Below are 16,564 nucleotides of genomic sequence, written 5' to 3'. Positions count from 1 at the left end.
GTCCCTTAAAGCGCCGTGCCGAGCTTGCGTCGGCGAACAAAGATCGCAAGGCCTAGAAGCCAGAGAGCGATGCGCACGACGAAGGACAGGAAGAGGTAGAGAACGCCGACGACGATATAGGTCTCGAAGCTGCGGAACGTGTCCGACTGGATACGATTGGCGACGGCGGTCAGCTCCTCGGCCGAAATCTGCGAGGTGATCGAGGAAGCCAGCATCAGCAGCACATATTGGCTGGTCAGCGCCGGATAGACGCGCTCGATGGCGGGGCGGATGATCACATGCCAGTAGGTCTGCTTGCGGGACAGCCCAAGACATTCCGCCGCTTCGAGCTGCGCCTTGTGGATGGATTGCAGGCCGGCGCGGACGATCTCGCATGTATAGGCGCCGACATTGACGACCAGCGCGATGACGGCGGCGAGGTTGGCCGAAACGTGGATGCCGAGCGTGGCGATGCCGAAATAGACGAGGAAAACCTGCACGAGAAGGGGCGTGTTGCGGATGACCTCGACATAGGAGGCGACGAGAGCACGAACCCAGGGACCTCCGTCGGCGCGGCCGATGGCGCAGAGCGTGCCGAGGACGAAGCCGATGACGGTGGAAAACACGGAGAGCTGAAGGGTCAGCCAGACGCCGAGCGCGAACTCCTTCCAGTAGGGAAGGAGCGAAGCGAAATCGAACTGGTAGTTCATGCCGCTCCTCCGGATGCCGGATAGCGCGCGGTCAGCTTGCGCAGGATCGGGGCTTCGTAGTCGGCGGGCGTCTTCCCGACCCAGTCGAGGAAGGCGGCGATGCGGCGTTCGACCTTCTGGGCATGATGCTGGGCGATGTCGGCGATGCGATGGTTGAGGAACGGGTTGGAGAAACGATCGAGCGTGGTCGCGACATAGGATCGCGCTTCGTCCCCCATGCCTTTGGCGGCGAAGCCGGGGACGACCTCGGTGTCGTAGAGGGCCTCGAGCCGCTGCCTGACGTTCGGATCGGCAAGGATGCCGCGCACCGTCTGATCGATGGCATGGCCTTCGGTCTGCCAGATTTCCGCGAGATAGGTATGGCCAAGGTTCAAGATATGCAGCTTCAGGCGTTCATAGGGTTCGAGATTGGGCGTAAGCACGATCTGGTCGTGCGTGCACGGCAGCCGTACGCCCGGTGCCTGCTGGATCGCCCACAACGCATAGGGTTCGGCGACGGCGCCGACCGGTTCGATGGGTTCGGAGACGATCCTGTCGACAAGCGTATCGGCGAAAGCCACTTCGCGGTCGAGCCATTCGAAGAAGGCCGCCGGCAGCTCGTTCAGCCGCGCGCTTTCGACGACCGCTTGTCTGAGAGCCTGGCCGTTACCGGTCACCAGTTCGCAGGGCAGTACCACGAGCGGGCGCGCCGAGGCCCGCCAGCGGCGACAGAGCAGGAATGCCAGCTTGGCCGGGAATGATTTCGGGGCGTGCTCGTCCGATGAAAAGCGGTCCTCGTCCGGGCTGGTCCGATAGCCGGTGTCGCCGGTATTGGAGACGACGAAATCGGCCTCCTCGACGAAAAGCCGGGTGATTTCGGCCCAGTCGCTTGCCGCCGAAAGCCCCCGGTCGACGCTTTTCACCTGCACGGTGCGGTCGATCGTCTCGCCGTCAGCCATGCCGCGGATGACGACGGGATAGCCCTCGGGCCGGCCGAAGGCTGCGACGCGGCCACTCCGGCCGGCATCTCCCGACACCTGGACGACGGTAATGGGACCGACCGTCTGGCCGGCTTCGGCGGCCTCATGGATGAAAAACGCCGCATGCGCCTGCAGGAAGCGGCTGGTCCCGAACTGGATGATGCGGCCGCTCACGCGTCGGTCTTTCCGATGAGGGCGCGATGCGAAAATCCGTTTGCAAGATGAATCCCGGACAAGCTTCGATCCTCCCTTCGGCTGTCTCTTATGTATATAAAACAGGCGGAGATTTTCGAGTCAACTGTTTTTTATATAAATAATCCGGCCTATATGGTACGGAGCGATCGCAGCAGGGGGATGGTTTGGAATGAAGGGGAATGCAGTCTATAAGGGCGCGTACAACCGCTGCCTGTCCTTTCTTGGCGATATCGATGTCGATGAGAGGCTGCCGTCGAACTCGGAACTGGCGTCGAAGCTGGCGGTCAGCCGCACGACGGTACGGTCGGTTCTGTCCTCCCTGACGGATACCGGGATTCTGCGGCTCGACGAGGCCGGCCATTCCCTGCGACGCAGGCCGGAGACCGCCGATTATTTCCCCGAAACACAGACCATGTCCGCCGCCGCCGCCGTCGAGCGCCGTTTCATGGAGTGGATATTGCAGGGGGATTTTCGCGCTGGACAGTTGCTGAACAGTGCCGAATTGGCGCGGCAATTCGGCACCTCGACCACGACCATCCGCGAATATCTCACGCATTTTCAACATTTTGGACTGATCGAGCGCCGTCCCAACAGCGCCTGGGTGTTCTTGGGCGTCACGCCGAATTTCGCCGAGGAGATCTATGAAGTCCGCGAAATGTTCGAGTTGCGCTCGGCGAGGCACCTGCTCAGATTGCCGGACAGCGACCCATGCTGGCGTGAGCTCCAGGCGATCGAGGCGGAGCATCTCGAGCTGCTGGCTGATATCGACCGGCGCTATCGTGAATTCCCGGCGCTGGACGAACGGCTGCATCGTTGCGTGCACGATGCCTCGAAAAACAGGTACATCATCGAGTTCTACAATGTCGTCTCGGCCTTCTTCCACTACACCTATCAGTGGAATATCGATGACGAGAAACAGCGCAACATCAGGGCGCTCACGCAGCATCTCGACTATATCTCGGCCCTTCGCAACAGGGATGCGGAGGCGGTGGAGAAAAGCCTGCTGGCCCACCTGGATTCCGCACGCGCAACGCTGATGCGCTCCATCCAGATGGGACCGTTCAAGATTCAGGCCTGACCGCCACGCTCAGGGCACCTGCGCCCCCGTCGTCGTCGTATAGACGCAATAGAGCGACTTCGTTGCGGTGATGAACATCTGGTTGCGGCGCGGTCCGCCGAAGGTGAGGTTGGCGACGGTCTGCGGCACCCTGATCTTGCCCAGCAATGTTCCGTCGGCTGCGAAGCAATGCACGCCGTCGCCGGCGCTTGTCCAGATATTGCCGGCGATGTCGGCGCGAAAACCGTCCGGAAGGCCGGTATCGATGTCGCAGAACACGCGGCCATTGGCGAGCTTGCGGCTGTCGATCACGTCGAAGACGCGGATATGCCTTGGAGCGTTGATGTCATGGCTCGAGGCGGAATCGGCGATATAGAGCTTGGTCTCGTCCGGCGAAAAGGCCAGGCCGTTCGGCTGGCCGAAATCGTCGGCCACGATCTCCAGCGCGCCGCTTTCGGGATCGAGCCTATAGACGTTGCGCGTCGCCTGCTCGGGCTCGGCCTTGTAGCCTTCGTAGTCGGAGAGGATGCCGTAGGTCGGATCGGTGAACCAGATCGAGCCGTCGGACCGGACGATGACGTCATTGGGCGAATTCAGCCGCTTGCCCTGAAAACTGTCGGCAAGCACGGTGATCGAGCCGTCGATCTCGGTGCGGGTGACGCGTCGTGCGCCGTGTTCGCAGGAAACGAGCCTCCCCTGGCGGTCGCGGGTATTGCCGTTGGCGAAGTTCGAAGGGGTGCGGAAGGTGGAGACGCCGCCGTCGGGCACCCAGCGCAGCATGCGCTGGTTCGGGATGTCGCTCCAGATCAGGCATCCGGAATCGGCAAACCACACCGGGCCTTCCGCCCAGCGGCAGCCGGAATAGAGTTCGTCCAGCGCAGCACTCGGGACGATGAGGTTCCGGAACCGGGGATCGCGGATTTCGTAGAGAGGATGATCGTCCTTGGCCATTGTGATGTTTCCTATGCTGTCGAGGGGGATCCGCATGCGCCGATCGGCATCAGCGTCCGCCGAGCGGGCGGCCGCCGGCGACGAGAATGACGGCGATGATGATGAAACCGGTGAGGATGAGCCGAGAGCCGGCGCCGAAGCCATAGGTGTTCAGCATCGACACGACGAGGAACATGAAGAGCGAGGCGCCCCATATGCCCGGCACGTTCGAATCGCCACCGGCGACCGCCGTTCCGCCGATGATGACGACGGCGATCGACATCAGCAGATATTCGGCACCCATGTTGAGCGCGGCGCCGCCCGAGAAGCTGGCGAGCAGATAGCCGCAGATCGAGGCGAGCACGGCGCAGAGGATATAGGTCACCAGCCGCGTGCCGTCGACTGGAATGCCGGCCATGCGGGCGGCGAAGATGCTCTGGCCGATGGCCGAGATCCAGCGGCCGTAGATGGTCTTTTCCAGGAGAATCCAGGCAAGCACGGAAAGCAGCAGCGCCACGATGGCGATGTTGGGAATGCCGGCAAGGCTCGAGGTGGTGAAGTCCGCCAGTTGTTCCGGCGGCTTGATGCGCAGGCCGCGATTGCTCCAGATGGCGGTCGACTGCACGATGAAGCTCATCGACAAGGTCGCGATGATCGGCGGAATGCGCAGCAGCTTGATCAGCGCGTAATTGCCGATGCCGATACCGATGCCGATCAGGATGGAAACCAGAAGGCCAGGCACGATCATGCCGTCTTCGACATTCATCAGCTTGAGCGCCAAGGTGCCGGCAAGCGTCATCGTTGCCGGGACGGAAAGGTCGATATTGCCCGGTCCGAGGGTGATGACGAACATCTGGCCGATGCCGACGATGACGGAGAAGGCCGCGAAGGTCAGCGCCGCCTGCGACAGGCCGAGGGAGCTGGCGCCGCCGGTGAACAGGACGGTGATGATCCAGACCGCGATCGCGGCTGCGAAGGACCAGATCCAGGGTTTGCGATGGAGCGCGTGAAGGGCGTTCATGCGTGTTTCTCCCGCTTTTCAAGACGGTTGAGCAGCAGGCGCAGGGCAAGAACGATGATCAGGATGGCGCCTTGCGCCCCGATCTGCCAGTCCGGCGAAATCCGCAGGAACGACAGGAAGGAGCCGGCGAGCGTCAGCGTCAGGGCACCGATGACGGCCCCGATCGGCGAGACGCGGCCGCCGGTGAATTCGCCGCCGCCGAGGATGACGCCGGCGATCGACAGCAGCGTGTAGCGCAGCGCGATATTGGCATCCGCCGAGGTGGTGAGGCCGACCAGCGCAATGCCCGAGAGCACGGCGAAGAAGCCGGCGAGCCCATAGGCGGCGGCGCGCAGGACGAGGATCGACCATCCGGCGCGCTGCACCGAGCGCTGGTTTCCGCCGACGCCGCGCACCAATACCCCGAAGGCGGAGCGCATGACGAGAAAATGCGCGGCAAGAGCGATGACGACGCTCGCGACGATCGCCATCGGAACCAGCGGCGGCTTCGAGGTCATCAGCCAGCGCGCCCAGTCGGGCGCCGCGCCGCCCGGCGCCGGCAGCAGCAGTACGGCGAGCCCGCCCCAGACGAAGCTCATGCCGAGGGTGACGACGATCGACGGCAGGTCCCTGATATAGATGACCATGCCGATGACGGCATAGGCGGCGATGGCAGCCGCGAGGATCAGAATGCCGACGAGCGGCTGGGATTGCAGATAGGTCGCCGCCACGCAGGCGGCGAAGCTCACGAAAGTCCCAATCGACAGGTCGAGATCGTTGACCGACATGATCATCATCTGGGCGATGGTCGCAAGCGCGATCGGCACCGCCAGATTGAACAGGAGGTTCAGCCCGACATAGCTCATGGCCCGCGGCTGCAGATAGAAGACCGCGACGAGCAGGACGACGAGCGAGAGAGCGGGGATGATGAGCCGCACAGTGCCGGAAGACATGCGGATCATGCGTCTTCTCCAGAGAATGAGGCCGCCAGCACATTTTCCTCCGTAATGGCATCGCCGATCAGTTCGGCGACGATGGCGCCGCTGCGAAACACGTAGACTCGGTCGCAAAGCCGGATCTCGTCCATCTCGGTCGAGTACCAGATGAAGGTGCGCCCGCTTCCCGCCTCGTGATGCAGGATATTGTAGACCTCCTGCTTGGTGCCGATATCGACGCCGCGCATCGGGTCGTCCATCAGCACCATGGAGGATCTCGTCGCCAGCGCGCGGGCAAAGAGCACCTTCTGCTGGTTGCCGCCCGAGAGCGACAGGATGCCGTTCGCCATGCTGGGCGTGCGGATTTCGATCCGGCTCTTCCAGTCGGCGCCGATGCCGTCCTCGCGGACCCTGTCGACCAGGAATCTCCTCGACATATCGGAAAGCGAGGCGATGCTGAGGTTTTTCAGGATGCTCCATAGCGGGAAGGTGCCGTTGAGGCTGCGGTCGCCGGCGACGAAGGCAATCTGGCCTTGCCGTCCCGGCAGCCAGTCGCTGCTGAGCGAACGATAGAGGTCGAGCAGCATGTCGGTCTGGCCATGGCCGCCGAGACCGGCAAGGCCGATGACTTCGCCTCGGTAGGCGTTGAAAGCAATGCCCTTGCCGCCTCTGGCTGGCAGCGAGAGGATGGGCGACGCGTTCGCTGCCCTTTCCTTGCCTCGCCCGAAATCATAATCCTTGACCACGCTGCCCATCGCCTGGACGAGACTATGCGTCGAAAACTCCCCGGCCGGGCGGTCGGCGACGACCTTGCCGTCCTTCATGACGACGATACGATCGGAGGTCGACAGGATCTCGCCGAGAATATGCGAGATCAGCAGCACGGCGCCGCCAGCATCGACATATTTGCGCACATAGGTCATGAGCTGCGCGGCAAGCCCTGCGTCGAGCGACGAAGTGGGTTCGTCGAGAATGACCAGCTTGGGTGTCTGCGCGACGGCGCAGAAGACGATGGCGATCTCGACCATCTGCCGCTCGGCGATGGAAAGCTCGCCGACGGTACGCAAAACATCGATGCCGTGGCCGCTGAAGATTTCGTCGAGCTTGGTGCGGACGATGCCGGCGGCCTGCCGGCGCCAGTTCCAGCCATTGAGGTCGCGATGCACGACCCGCATGTTTTCGACGACGGTCAGGTTCGGCGACAGCGACAGTTCCTGGAAGACGCAGCGGATGCCGTGGCTGTGCGCCGCATTGATGCCATGCGCGGAGGCGTCGCCATGATAGGCGATCGAGCCCTCGTGAGGGCTGAGGCCGCCGTTGATGACATTGACGATCGTCGACTTGCCGGCGCCGTTATGGCCGACCAGCCCGATGCATTCGCCGCCATTGATGACGAGATCGGCCCCGTCGAGCGCTTTGACGGCGCCGAACTGCACCTTGATGCCGCGCGCGGAAACGACAGCCTTCGTCAATGCTTCTTCTGTCATGGGCTCCGTTGTCTTTGACTGCGTTCAGAGGCTGGCAAGAGCATCGTTTTCGGCCGCGCCATGCGATGGCATCGGCCGAAAACGGCTGCGTATTGCGGATCACTTCGCCGCGTCGATGACCTTTTGGGCGTCTTCGAGCGAATATTCCACATTGGCGACGCCGCCCTGCTGGGTATTGGCGAGATTGGTCTCCAGATTGGCCTGGTCGATGCGCAGGAACGGCACCACCAGATCCTTCTTCACCTGCTTGCCGTCCAGGATCTGCTGGGCGACCCAGAAGGCGAGCGTCGAGACGCCGGGAGCGATGGAAACCGACATGGTCTCGTAGCCGTTCGCGTCCTTTTCCTTCTTCCACCAGGCGAGTTCGTCCTGCCGGTTGCCCATGACGATCGTCGGCATCGGGCGCTTGGCGGCCGCGAAAGCCTGGGCGGCGCCATAGCCGTCGCCGCCCTGCGTCGCGACCGCGGCGATCTCGGGCAGGCTCGGCAGGACGCCGGCGACGGCGCGCTGGGCGACGTCCTGCGCCCAGTCGCCATGCACGGAGCCGACGATCTTGAACTGCGGATATTTGGCGACACCGGCGTGAATGCCGGCCGAAATCTCGTCATCGACCGAGACGCCGGCAAGGCCGCGGATTTCCAGGATGTTGCCGCCCTTCGGAAGCTTCTTGGCGAGATACTCGATCTCGCTTGCGCCCATTCCCTTGAAATCGACGGCAATGCGCCAGGCGCAGGGTTCGGTGACGATGCCGTCGAAGGACACGACGGTGATGCCGGCGTCGCAGGCCTCCTTGACGGCGCCGTTCAGCGCTGTCGGTGAAGCCGCGTCGATGACGATGGCGTCGTAGCCCTGCAGGATCATGTTCTGGATCTGCGCGGCCTGTTCGGTCGCCTGGTTTTCCGCCGTCGTGAATGAATCGGCCGCGGCAACCACGCCGGCTTTCACGGCCTCGCCCGTCACCTTCTGCCAGCTTGTCAGCATGGCCTGGCGCCAGGAGTTGCCGGCATAATTGTTGGATAGGGCAATTTTCTTGGACGCGGTATCCGCAAGCGCGGAAAACGGCGCTGCAACGCTGGCAATCACGACGGATGCCAGCAGCATCTTGGCAATGTTCATATTCTTTCCTCCCAAAAAGACCTAAATCTCACTCCCAGGTCAGGATTTTCGACGATGCTCCTCAACAACGGCCGAAAATAATATTTGCACTGAAGGTCGCCCCGTCAGTAAAGATAGGATGTCCGAGATTCTTTCGGTTGTACAGGCGCTTAACGGGACGGACGTTGCGGGAACCCGCAGAAAAATTGCGCCTTTCCGCAAGACGAACGATCCCGATCGGCGCTTAATGACGCTCGGATTTTGCGTTTCGCAACCGGCCTGGGGAGAGGCCGGCGCGCTGCCTGGGAGGGCCGGCCTTGCACATGTCGGAGTCGCGGTCGCTGTTCGACCATTATCTGAGCATTTCCAGGCTCCTGGCCGGACAGCTCGATTTTCATTCGGTCATCCGCTCGGTTGCCGACGAGATCAGCCATGTCATCCCATATGACCATTTCGATGTCTGCATCATCATGGTGGATGAGAAATATCACATCGCCTATGAGAGCGGCCTCGAGACCGACTGGGGCAAGCGCCACCCCGCTCCGGTCAGCGACAGCCCCATCCGCACGCTGCTCTGGGGCGAGGTCGACCATCTGTTGACCGACGACGCCTGCAGCGACCCGCGGTTCCACTTCGAAGGCGCCTTCTCGCATCCGATCATCCGCGAGCAATTGAGAAGCCGCCTGCACGTGCCGCTGAAGGTTCAGGGCAATGTCATCGGCGCCTTGAGCTGCTCCAGCCATCGGGCCGGCCTTTATGGAATGCAGGATGTGGAGAATGCGCGCGCCATCGCCGATCTGCTGGCGCCGCATTTCTTCGCCATCCGCGCGGCCGAGCAGGCCAAGCGTTCGGCGATCGTGGAGGCGGAGGCGCGGGCCCGCGAGGAGGGGCTGCGGCTGGGGGCGCTGAAATTGACGGAGGCGCTGGAGGCCGAGCGCCAGCGCATCGGCATGGACCTGCACGACCAGATATTGGCGGATCTGACGCGACTTTCGCGGCGGCTGGAACGGCTCGCGCGTATGCCGGACGTCACCGGCGAGGCGCTGGAGCCGCTCTTTCGCGGATTGCAGCAATGCATGCACGATCTTCGCCAGATCATCGAGGAGGCCAAGCCGTCGGTATTGCAGCTTTTCGGTTTCGCGCAGGCAATCGAAAACCATCTGGAGCGCTCGATCCAGGAAAGCGGGGCGATCATGCGCTGGAAACTTACCGACGAGACCAACGGCGCGATCGATTGCCTTGAACAGCCCGTCAGCATCGCCCTGTTTCGCATTGCGCAGGAGGCGATCAACAACGCCATCCGCCATGCACAGGCGAGTTGCGTTCTGGTGCGTTTGGAGGCGGCGGCCGGAGCGTTGATCATAGAGGTCAGCGACGACGGCATCGGCCTCAACACCGCACGCAAGACAAGCGGCGGGGGAATTGAAAACATGAAGACGCGGGCTCGCCTGATTTCGGCGCGCTTTGCCGTCAAACCGTCGAGCCCGGCCGGTGGCACCAGCGTCACCGTGACGCTTGCCGGCCGGGCTCTGGCGGCGTTTGGAGGGGCGGCATGAAGGTGTTGATCATCGAGGACGATCCGCTGCATCGTTCCTATCTCAACGAAGCGGTCCGGGCGGCTCTACCGGAATGCGAAACCGTGCTCGAGGCGGAAAACGGCCATGCCGGCGAAAGGCTCGCCCGCGACTATCGTTCGGCCCATGTGGTGATGGATCTGCAGATGAGCCCGCGCAACGGCATCGAGGCGGCCCGGACCATCTGGAAAGAGAGGCCCGAGACCCGCATCCTGTTCTGGTCGAACTATTCCGACGAGGCCTATGTGCGGGGTGTGTCGCGCATCGTGCCGCAGGGGGCCGTTTATGGCTATGTGCTGAAGTCGGCCTCGGACGATCGCTTGCGGCTGGCGCTGCGCAGCATCTTCATCGAGAGCCAGTGCGTGATCGACCGCGAAGTGCGCGGTATGCAGCAGAAAAGCCTTGGCAATGCCAACGGCTTCACCGATGCCGAATATGAAATCCTTGTCGACATCGCGCTCGGTCTGACCGACCGGGCCATTGCCCAGCGGCGCAATCTCTCGGTGCGCAGCGTGCAGAACCGCTTGCAGCAGCTCTATGAGAAGCTGGACGTCTATCGCTCCCTTGGCCATGACCCTGATGACGGCCGGTTCAATCTGCGCGCACGGGCCGTGGCCGTCGCTTTCCTGCGCAAACTCCTGAACCACAGCGCGATCGAGCGCGCCGAGGCGGATCTGGCGGGCTGGCTCGCCCGGCAGAGCGCCTCCAGCCGCGATGCCGATCCTTTCTTGCGAGATGGATGATGTCCCCTAAAACGAATACTGCCGCAGGTCGTGTCCGACATGCGGCAGCATCGTGTTACTGGCGGCAGGTTTACGCCTGGCCGCGCGCCATGACGACCGGAATCAACAGGTCGCCCCAGTTGCCTTCACCGCCGTGATGGCGGGCCGAGCGGACGAGCTCGACCGAGATGCCGGCCTCGACGGCCTTCATGACCGAGTGGTTCAGCCGGTGCAGGTCGTTCGCCAGCGCCCGGATCGTGCTTTGCTGATCGGGCGTCAGGGTTGTGGATTGTTCTTCCGCGCGCTCGCGGACACGTACGATGGAAGCCATGGTTTTCCTCCTTGAGCTTCGGTTTATTCGGCGGCCGGGCGGAATTGCTCGTGCTCGGTCGATGCTTTCATGGCGGTGGTCGACGACAGGCCGCCGCTGATGGCGAGCGACACGGCATCGAAATAGCCGGTGCCGACCTCGCGCTGGTGCTTGGTGGCGGTGTAGCCGTTGCTTTCGGCAGCAAACTCCGCCTGCTGCAGCTCGGAATAGGCCGCCATCTGTCGTTCCTTGTAGCCGCGTGCCAGCTCGAACATGCCGAAATTGAGCTGGTGGAAGCCGGCAAGCGTGATGAACTGGAACTTGTAGCCCATGGCGCCGAGCTCGCGCTGGAACTTGGCGATGGTCGCCTCGTCCAGATTTTTCCGCCAGTTGAAGGAGGGCGAGCAATTATAGGCAAGCAGCTTGCCGGGATAATGCCTGTGCACGCCTTCGGCGAAACGCCGCGCCTGTTCGAGATCGGGCTTCGAGGTCTCGCACCAGATGAGGTCGCAATGCGGCGCATAGGCGACCGCGCGGGCGATGCAGGGCTCCAGCCCGTTGCGGAGCTGGTAGAAGCCTTCGACCGTGCGCCCGGCATCGTAGTCGACGAAGGGGCGGTCACGCTCGTCGATGTCCGATGTCATGAGCTTGGCGGCTTCCGCGTCGGTGCGGGCGATGACGAGCGTCGGCACGCCCATGACGTCGGCCGCCAGACGGGCCGCATCGAGATTGCGGATATGGGCCGCCGTCGGGATCAGCACCTTACCGCCGAGATGGCCGCACTTCTTTTCAGACGCGAGCTGATCCTCGAAATGAACACCCGCAGCACCTGCCTCGATATAGGCCTTCATGATCTCGAAGGCATTCAGCGGCCCGCCGAAGCCGGCTTCGGCATCGGCGACGATCGGAGCGAACCAGGTATCGACGGAAAGGCCCTTGCCTTCGGAGGTCTCGATCTGGTCGGCGCGCTGCAGCGTGCGGTTGATGCGCTTGGCAAGCTCCGGCCCGGCATTGGCCGGATAGAGCGATTGATCCGGATACATGGCGGATGCGGTGTTGGCGTCGGCGGCAACCTGCCAGCCGGAGAGATAGATCGCTTTCAGGCCGGCGCGGACCATCTGCATGGCCTGATTGCCGGAGAGGGCGCCGAGCGCGTTGACGAAATCCTCGCGATGCAGAAGCGCCCAGAGCCGGTTCGCGCCCAGTTCGGCCAGCGAATAGCGCAGCTCCACCGAACCGCGCAGCCGCCGCACGTCTTCCGCCGAATAGGGACGTTCGATGCCGTCGAAACGGCCGGCCGGTGCATTGCGGATCAGATTGTCAAATTCTGTCACGATTTCCTCCATACAGAATGTCCGTCACTCGGGTGACGCATTGACAAGATCGACAAAGTGACGGCGAAATGCCAGAGAAACCTTTTGGATAGCGTCCGGAAAAGGGTCACGTTGCAAATCCTTGACGAAGAGCGGCAGTCACTTTGTCAAGATTTGTAAAATATTGGAGGCGGAGGAGCGCTGATGGTGGAGAGAAAGATTTTCGCCGGCCCGAAGGTCCGGCGTGTGCGCAACGGGCTCGGCATGACCCAGACCGCGATGGCGGATGCGCTGGAAATCTCTCCCTCCTATCTCAACCTCATCGAGCGCAACCAGCGGCCCTTGACCGTGCAGCTGCTGCTGAAGCTGAGCTCCGCCTTCAAGATCGATCTCGACGAACTCAGGAGCGAGGCGGGCGACGGTCTCGGCCAGTTGAAGGAGGTCTTCGCCGATCCGCTGCTTGCCGGCGAGTTGCCGGGCGATCAGGAGCTGGTCGAGCTTGCCGAGATCGCGCCGAATGCGGCAAGCGGTGTCGTCAAGCTCTACCGCGCCTATCGCGAGCAGGCCGCCCGCCTTTCCGACCTGATGACCTTGACCACGCAAGCCGGCGCGACGCCGCCCATCGGCGGTGCCCGCCTGCCGGCCGATGAGGTCCGCGACGTCTTCGAGAGCCGTTCGGCCTATTTCCCGCGTCTTGAAACGGCGGCTGAAAGTTTTGCCGCCAGCCTGTCGGCCGATCAGGATCTGCCTTTCGCCTTGAAGGACTGGCTGCGCGCGGAGTGTGGGATCAGCGTGCGCATTCTGCCCGTTCATGTCATGCCCGATCTTCGCCGGCGTTTCGACCGGCATTCGATGCGCCTGTTTCTGTCCGAACGGCTGTCGCCGGCCGACCAGACGCATGAGATCGCCATCGAGGTTGCAGGCATCGCCCTCAAGGAGGCGATCGGCGCCGAGCTGGGGGAGCTTTCCTTGTCGACCCCCGAGGCCAGGCGCATCGCCCGCTTCGAGCTTGGCCGCCTGGCGGCGCTGGCGCTCGCCATGCCCTATGCGGCCTTCCTCAAGGCGGCCCAGGGCGTCAAATACGATATCGATATGCTGTGCGCGCGTTTCTCGGTTTCCTTCGGGCAGGCGGCGGCGCGTCTGACCATGCTGCAGCGGCCAGGCGCATCCGGCGTGCCTTTCTTTCTCATGGAGATCGATTCCGCCGGCCATCGCCTGCGCAGGATGGGCGCGCATGGCTTTCCGCGCTCGTCCTTCGGCGGCGGCTGTCCGAAACTCAACATCCACGCCGCATTCCTGCAGCCGGGCCAGATATTGTCGGAGACCGTCGAGATGCCGGATGGCTCGACCTATCTCACCGTGGCGCGTACCCAGGAGGGGCCGCGGGCGCCGTTCGGCGAGCGTATTCGACGTACGGCGCTGCTTGTGGGCTGCGACAGCGCGGTCGGCGCCAATCTGGCCTATGGTCAGTCCGCTTCATCGGGCCAGCTACCCGTCGCCGTCGGGCCGGCCTGTCGGCTGTGCGAACGCAAGGGCTGTCTTTCGCGCGCCGAACCGCCCGTGACCAGGCCGCTCGGGCTGGACGAGATGACGACCGGCCTCAGCATCTTCGATTTCTGACGCGAAGGCGGCTGCCGGTATCGACGCTTGCCAGGAAGACATTGCCGGTGCTGGAAAAGCATTTTGCAGCTTGCATGCCCGCTGAACGATTGACTTGAACCAAGCGTGGGGGAATGGTCCATGAATAGTCCTGCGTCTCGTCTTCATGCCTCCAGATGCCGGCCGTTTGCAGGTTTCCTCCATCGAGGAGCATCATGACCTCTTATCTGTTTCAGCTCCTGGCATGGCTGGTCTTCATGGCCGTGCTGCTTTTCTGGCCGGCCGGCACGCTCGCTTTTCCCGGCGCCTGGGTCGTGATCGGCCTGTTTGCGGTCGGCAGTCTGGCCATGATCTCCTGGTTGTCGCGTTACAGTCCGAGACTGCTGCTGGAGCGCATGGGCTCGCCCTTGCAGCGCGGTCAGAAAACCTGGGATCGTATCTGGCTGAGCTTGTTCATCCCGGCCTTCTGCTGCTGGATGGGCTTCATGGGCTGGGATGCGGCCCGCACCGGCTTTACCGCCGTGCCGTTCTGGCTTCAGGTGGCCGGAGCCCTTGGTGTCGTCGCCAATATGCTCGGCACATTATGGACGTTTCATGCAAATGTCTTTGCCGCACCGTCGGTGAAAATCCAGCCGGATCAGACGGTGATCGATACAGGGCCTTACGCGATCGTGCGCCATCCGATGTATGCCAGCGTGCTGTTTCTCTTTCTCGGGGTGCCCTTGTTGCTCGGCTCCTGGTGGGGCTTGCTGTTCTCCGCGCTGCTGATCGTCGCGATCGGCTGGCGCGCAGTTCACGAGGAGCGGACTCTAAGATCGGAGTTGAGCGGCTACGATGCCTATGTCGGGCGCGTGCGCTATCGGTTCGTTCCCTTCGTCTGGTAGGAACGACCGGCGAGATAGGTCGCGAGGTTTCTTATCATCTTGCCCCGTTTTCATCGCGTGTGCGAGGCCGGTATTGCCTTGTATGCGGCTGAACCGCTTTGCTGCAATCTCCTCAAAAGGCGGGCCTAAAGGGCCTTGGATGCGGGTTCGAAATATCCGTTTGCACCCCAATGAACCCCGTCGGAGGCTAGCTCACGAAGAACCGCAGAAGATCGCATACATGTGATGAATACAATTTTTGTTGCGAATATAATGGTTTAAAGTATATGCTTTATAACTCATATATAGCCGTCCTGGGTTCAGTCATTGGGGGTATCTATGAGTCAGCCTTCGAAATGGTGGTGGGGATTGATCCCCCTTGCAATCCTGTGGATTCTAGCCACGATCTTTACCGGAAAATCCATCGATAGTGATCTTGGCAACAGGTCGACGTCCGCTTTGGGCTCGGCGGTTCTCAATCCTGCCTTCAACGTGGTCGGGCGCGACGTCTCCGTCTCCGGCACGGTGTTTTCGCCGGATGAGGCCGGAAAGATCGCGGGCATCGTGGATAGCGTCTGGGGTGTCCGCAAGGTACTGGTCGATGCCAGGCAGCCGGATGTCGCCAAGCCTTTCAACTGGGGCGCATCCCACGAAGGTTCGAGCGTCGTCCTGACTGGCAACGTGCCGGACCCGACCGTGCGCGACAAGATCGTTTCGGCCGCGAAGGCTGCTTTCTCGGGCGCCGACGTCAAGGATGAAATGCAATATGCCAGCGGCGCGCCAGCCGGCTACGATGCCGGTGTCCAGTTCGGGCTGGATCAGCTCGCCCGTCTTTCCAAGGGCGCTGTATCGCTGTCCGATACCGGGCTCGGAATTTCCGGCACGGTCGACACCCGCGATGCCTATGATGGGATCATGGCTGCGCTCAAGGCACTGCCGCAAGGCTTTTCCCTTGCCAAGTCGGATATCGCGGCACCCGCGCCCGTAGCGGCCGCTGTTCCCGCTCCGACGGACCCGGCGGTTTCTTCCGGCGCGGCAGTGGCCTCCGCCGGAGCCTCGGCCTCCGTCACACCGGCGCTTGCGCCGTCTTCCTTCAGTTTCGACGCCTTGAAGGAGGCGGGGAAACTGACGCTTTCGGGCACTTATCCGGACGACGACACGCACGGCAAGATCCTCGACGCCGCCAAGAACCTTTTTGCCGGCGATGAGATCAGTGATCAGTTGAAAGCCGCCGCCGGCGCGCCGGACGGCTTTGCCGCTGCCGCGACCGCCGGCCTCAATGCCCTGTCACGCCTTGCCACGGGATCGTTCTCGCTTTCCAGCACGGATGCGAAGCTGTCCGGCGAAGCGCTCTATGACGGTGCCGTCAAGAGCATTCAGGACGGGTTCGCCGCTGCCATACCTGCGGGCTTCAAGGCGGCGCCCGCCGAAATCGCCGTCAGCGCGCCCGCTCCGGCGGTCGATGCTCCGAATTGCCAATCCCTGCTCAACACGATCCTCAGCAAATCGAAGATCAACTTCGATACCGGTAAGGCCAGGATCTCCTCGGTATCATCAGGCGTGCTGGATACCATCGTCGCGACGATCAATCGCTGCCCCGGCAATGCTGTCGAGATCTCCGGTCATACGGATTCGAGCGGCAACGAAGCGGCGAATGTCGCGCTGTCCGAACAGCGGGCCAAAGCCGTCGTCACCTATCTGAGCGACGCGGGCGTACCGGCAAGCCGGCTGACCGCCATCGGTCTCGGCTCGTCTCGCCCGATCGCATCGAACGATACCGATGAGGGCAAGGCGCTCAATCGCCGTATCGAATTCTCTATCAAATAGGAGAGGCGG

General features: G+C 62.6%; 15 protein-coding genes. 6 read left to right on the top strand and 9 right to left on the bottom strand.

What is annotated here, in order from left to right:
- Positions 1–5: 5 nt before the first annotated feature.
- On the bottom strand, positions 6–689 hold the full coding sequence (locus tag FHX11_RS13635) for an amino acid ABC transporter permease (protein WP_184358161.1): 684 nt from the start codon (positions 687–689) through the stop codon (positions 6–8).
- A complete protein-coding gene (locus FHX11_RS13630) occupies positions 686–1,822 on the bottom strand; it encodes a mannitol dehydrogenase family protein (protein WP_184358160.1) in 1,137 nt (378 codons plus the stop codon). Before FHX11_RS13630 ends, FHX11_RS13635 begins: the two co-directional genes overlap by 4 nt.
- A 190-nt stretch (positions 1,823–2,012) precedes the next feature.
- On the opposite strand from FHX11_RS13630, the gene FHX11_RS13625 reads away from it, so the two are divergent.
- Positions 2,013–2,921, top strand: a complete 909-nt coding sequence (locus tag FHX11_RS13625) for a GntR family transcriptional regulator (protein WP_184358159.1) — start codon at positions 2,013–2,015, stop codon at positions 2,919–2,921.
- Positions 2,922–2,930: 9 nt separating this feature from the next.
- Here the strand turns inward: FHX11_RS13625 and FHX11_RS13620 are convergent, their stop codons facing one another.
- The 5 genes from FHX11_RS13620 to FHX11_RS13600 form a co-directional block, all read right to left on the bottom strand.
- A complete protein-coding gene (locus FHX11_RS13620) occupies positions 2,931–3,851 on the bottom strand; it encodes an SMP-30/gluconolactonase/LRE family protein (protein WP_184358158.1) in 921 nt (306 codons plus the stop codon).
- Positions 3,852–3,900: 49 nt separating this feature from the next.
- A complete protein-coding gene (locus FHX11_RS13615) occupies positions 3,901–4,851 on the bottom strand; it encodes an ABC transporter permease (RefSeq protein ID WP_184358157.1) in 951 nt (316 codons plus the stop codon).
- Positions 4,848–5,792 (bottom strand): ABC transporter permease, encoded by a 945-nt coding sequence (locus FHX11_RS13610; RefSeq protein ID WP_184358156.1) that lies wholly within the window; start codon positions 5,790–5,792, stop codon positions 4,848–4,850. The genes FHX11_RS13615 and FHX11_RS13610 overlap by 4 nt, the downstream gene beginning before the upstream one ends.
- Complete coding sequence (locus FHX11_RS13605; protein ID WP_184358155.1) at positions 5,789–7,252, bottom strand: sugar ABC transporter ATP-binding protein; 1,464 nt, start codon at positions 7,250–7,252, stop codon at positions 5,789–5,791. The genes FHX11_RS13610 and FHX11_RS13605 overlap by 4 nt, the downstream gene beginning before the upstream one ends.
- A 99-nt stretch (positions 7,253–7,351) precedes the next feature.
- Entirely contained in the window at positions 7,352–8,368 is a 1,017-nt protein-coding gene (locus FHX11_RS13600; RefSeq protein WP_184358154.1) for an ABC transporter substrate-binding protein, read from the bottom strand.
- A gap of 302 nt (positions 8,369–8,670) precedes the next feature.
- Here FHX11_RS13600 and FHX11_RS13595 point away from each other — a divergent pair, with 302 nt between their 5' ends.
- Positions 8,671–9,903 (top strand): GAF domain-containing sensor histidine kinase, encoded by a 1,233-nt coding sequence (locus FHX11_RS13595; RefSeq protein ID WP_184358153.1) that lies wholly within the window; start codon positions 8,671–8,673, stop codon positions 9,901–9,903.
- Complete coding sequence (locus FHX11_RS13590; RefSeq protein WP_184358152.1) at positions 9,900–10,664, top strand: response regulator transcription factor; 765 nt, start codon at positions 9,900–9,902, stop codon at positions 10,662–10,664. Before FHX11_RS13595 ends, FHX11_RS13590 begins: the two co-directional genes overlap by 4 nt.
- A gap of 70 nt (positions 10,665–10,734) precedes the next feature.
- Here the strand turns inward: FHX11_RS13590 and FHX11_RS13585 are convergent, their stop codons facing one another.
- Together FHX11_RS13585 and aceA are read right to left on the bottom strand one after the other, a co-directional pair.
- Complete coding sequence (locus FHX11_RS13585) at positions 10,735–10,974, bottom strand: hypothetical protein (RefSeq protein WP_184358151.1); 240 nt, start codon at positions 10,972–10,974, stop codon at positions 10,735–10,737.
- A gap of 23 nt (positions 10,975–10,997) precedes the next feature.
- Entirely contained in the window at positions 10,998–12,287 is a 1,290-nt protein-coding gene (gene aceA, locus FHX11_RS13580) for an isocitrate lyase (RefSeq protein WP_184358150.1), read from the bottom strand.
- 183 nt (positions 12,288–12,470) lie between these two features.
- On the opposite strand from aceA, the gene FHX11_RS13575 reads away from it, so the two are divergent.
- The 3 genes from FHX11_RS13575 to FHX11_RS13565 all read left to right on the top strand — a co-directional run bounded on the left by FHX11_RS13575 (position 12,471) and on the right by FHX11_RS13565 (position 16,555).
- Entirely contained in the window at positions 12,471–13,886 is a 1,416-nt protein-coding gene (locus tag FHX11_RS13575) for a short-chain fatty acyl-CoA regulator family protein (protein WP_184358149.1), read from the top strand.
- Positions 13,887–14,080: 194 nt separating this feature from the next.
- Positions 14,081–14,749 carry an isoprenylcysteine carboxylmethyltransferase family protein gene (locus tag FHX11_RS13570; RefSeq protein WP_184358148.1) on the top strand — a complete coding sequence of 223 codons (669 nt, stop codon included), beginning with the start codon at positions 14,081–14,083 and terminating at the stop codon, positions 14,747–14,749.
- Between the two features lie 318 nt (positions 14,750–15,067).
- Positions 15,068–16,555 carry an OmpA family protein gene (locus tag FHX11_RS13565; protein ID WP_184358147.1) on the top strand — a complete coding sequence of 496 codons (1,488 nt, stop codon included), beginning with the start codon at positions 15,068–15,070 and terminating at the stop codon, positions 16,553–16,555.
- Positions 16,556–16,564 lie beyond the last annotated feature (9 nt).

The organism is Rhizobium sp. BK602 (assembly GCF_014195095.1).
Lineage (GTDB): Bacteria > Pseudomonadota > Alphaproteobacteria > Rhizobiales > Rhizobiaceae > Rhizobium.
The sequence above is the reverse complement of the archived record's forward strand: the minus strand, read 5'-3'. Positions and strand labels throughout refer to the sequence as shown.

Bases quoted from the DNA above. Each gene is read 5' to 3' on its own strand.
- FHX11_RS13635 (WP_184358161.1), bottom strand. From the start codon at position 689: ATGAACTACCAGTTCGATTTCGCTTCGCTCCTTCCCTACTGGAAGGAG.
- FHX11_RS13625 (WP_184358159.1), top strand. From the start codon at position 2,013: ATGAAGGGGAATGCAGTCTATAAGGGCGCGTACAACCGCTGCCTGTCC.
- FHX11_RS13620 (WP_184358158.1), bottom strand. From the start codon at position 3,851: ATGGCCAAGGACGATCATCCTCTCTACGAAATCCGCGATCCCCGGTTC.
- FHX11_RS13615 (WP_184358157.1), bottom strand. From the start codon at position 4,851: ATGAACGCCCTTCACGCGCTCCATCGCAAACCCTGGATCTGGTCCTTC.
- FHX11_RS13610 (WP_184358156.1), bottom strand. From the start codon at position 5,792: ATGATCCGCATGTCTTCCGGCACTGTGCGGCTCATCATCCCCGCTCTC.
- FHX11_RS13605 (WP_184358155.1), bottom strand. From the start codon at position 7,252: ATGACAGAAGAAGCATTGACGAAGGCTGTCGTTTCCGCGCGCGGCATC.
- FHX11_RS13600 (WP_184358154.1), bottom strand. From the start codon at position 8,368: ATGAACATTGCCAAGATGCTGCTGGCATCCGTCGTGATTGCCAGCGTT.
- FHX11_RS13595 (WP_184358153.1), top strand. From the start codon at position 8,671: ATGTCGGAGTCGCGGTCGCTGTTCGACCATTATCTGAGCATTTCCAGG.
- FHX11_RS13590 (WP_184358152.1), top strand. From the start codon at position 9,900: ATGAAGGTGTTGATCATCGAGGACGATCCGCTGCATCGTTCCTATCTC.
- FHX11_RS13585 (WP_184358151.1), bottom strand. From the start codon at position 10,974: ATGGCTTCCATCGTACGTGTCCGCGAGCGCGCGGAAGAACAATCCACA.
- FHX11_RS13575 (WP_184358149.1), top strand. From the start codon at position 12,471: ATGGTGGAGAGAAAGATTTTCGCCGGCCCGAAGGTCCGGCGTGTGCGC.
- FHX11_RS13570 (WP_184358148.1), top strand. From the start codon at position 14,081: ATGACCTCTTATCTGTTTCAGCTCCTGGCATGGCTGGTCTTCATGGCC.
- FHX11_RS13565 (WP_184358147.1), top strand. From the start codon at position 15,068: ATGAGTCAGCCTTCGAAATGGTGGTGGGGATTGATCCCCCTTGCAATC.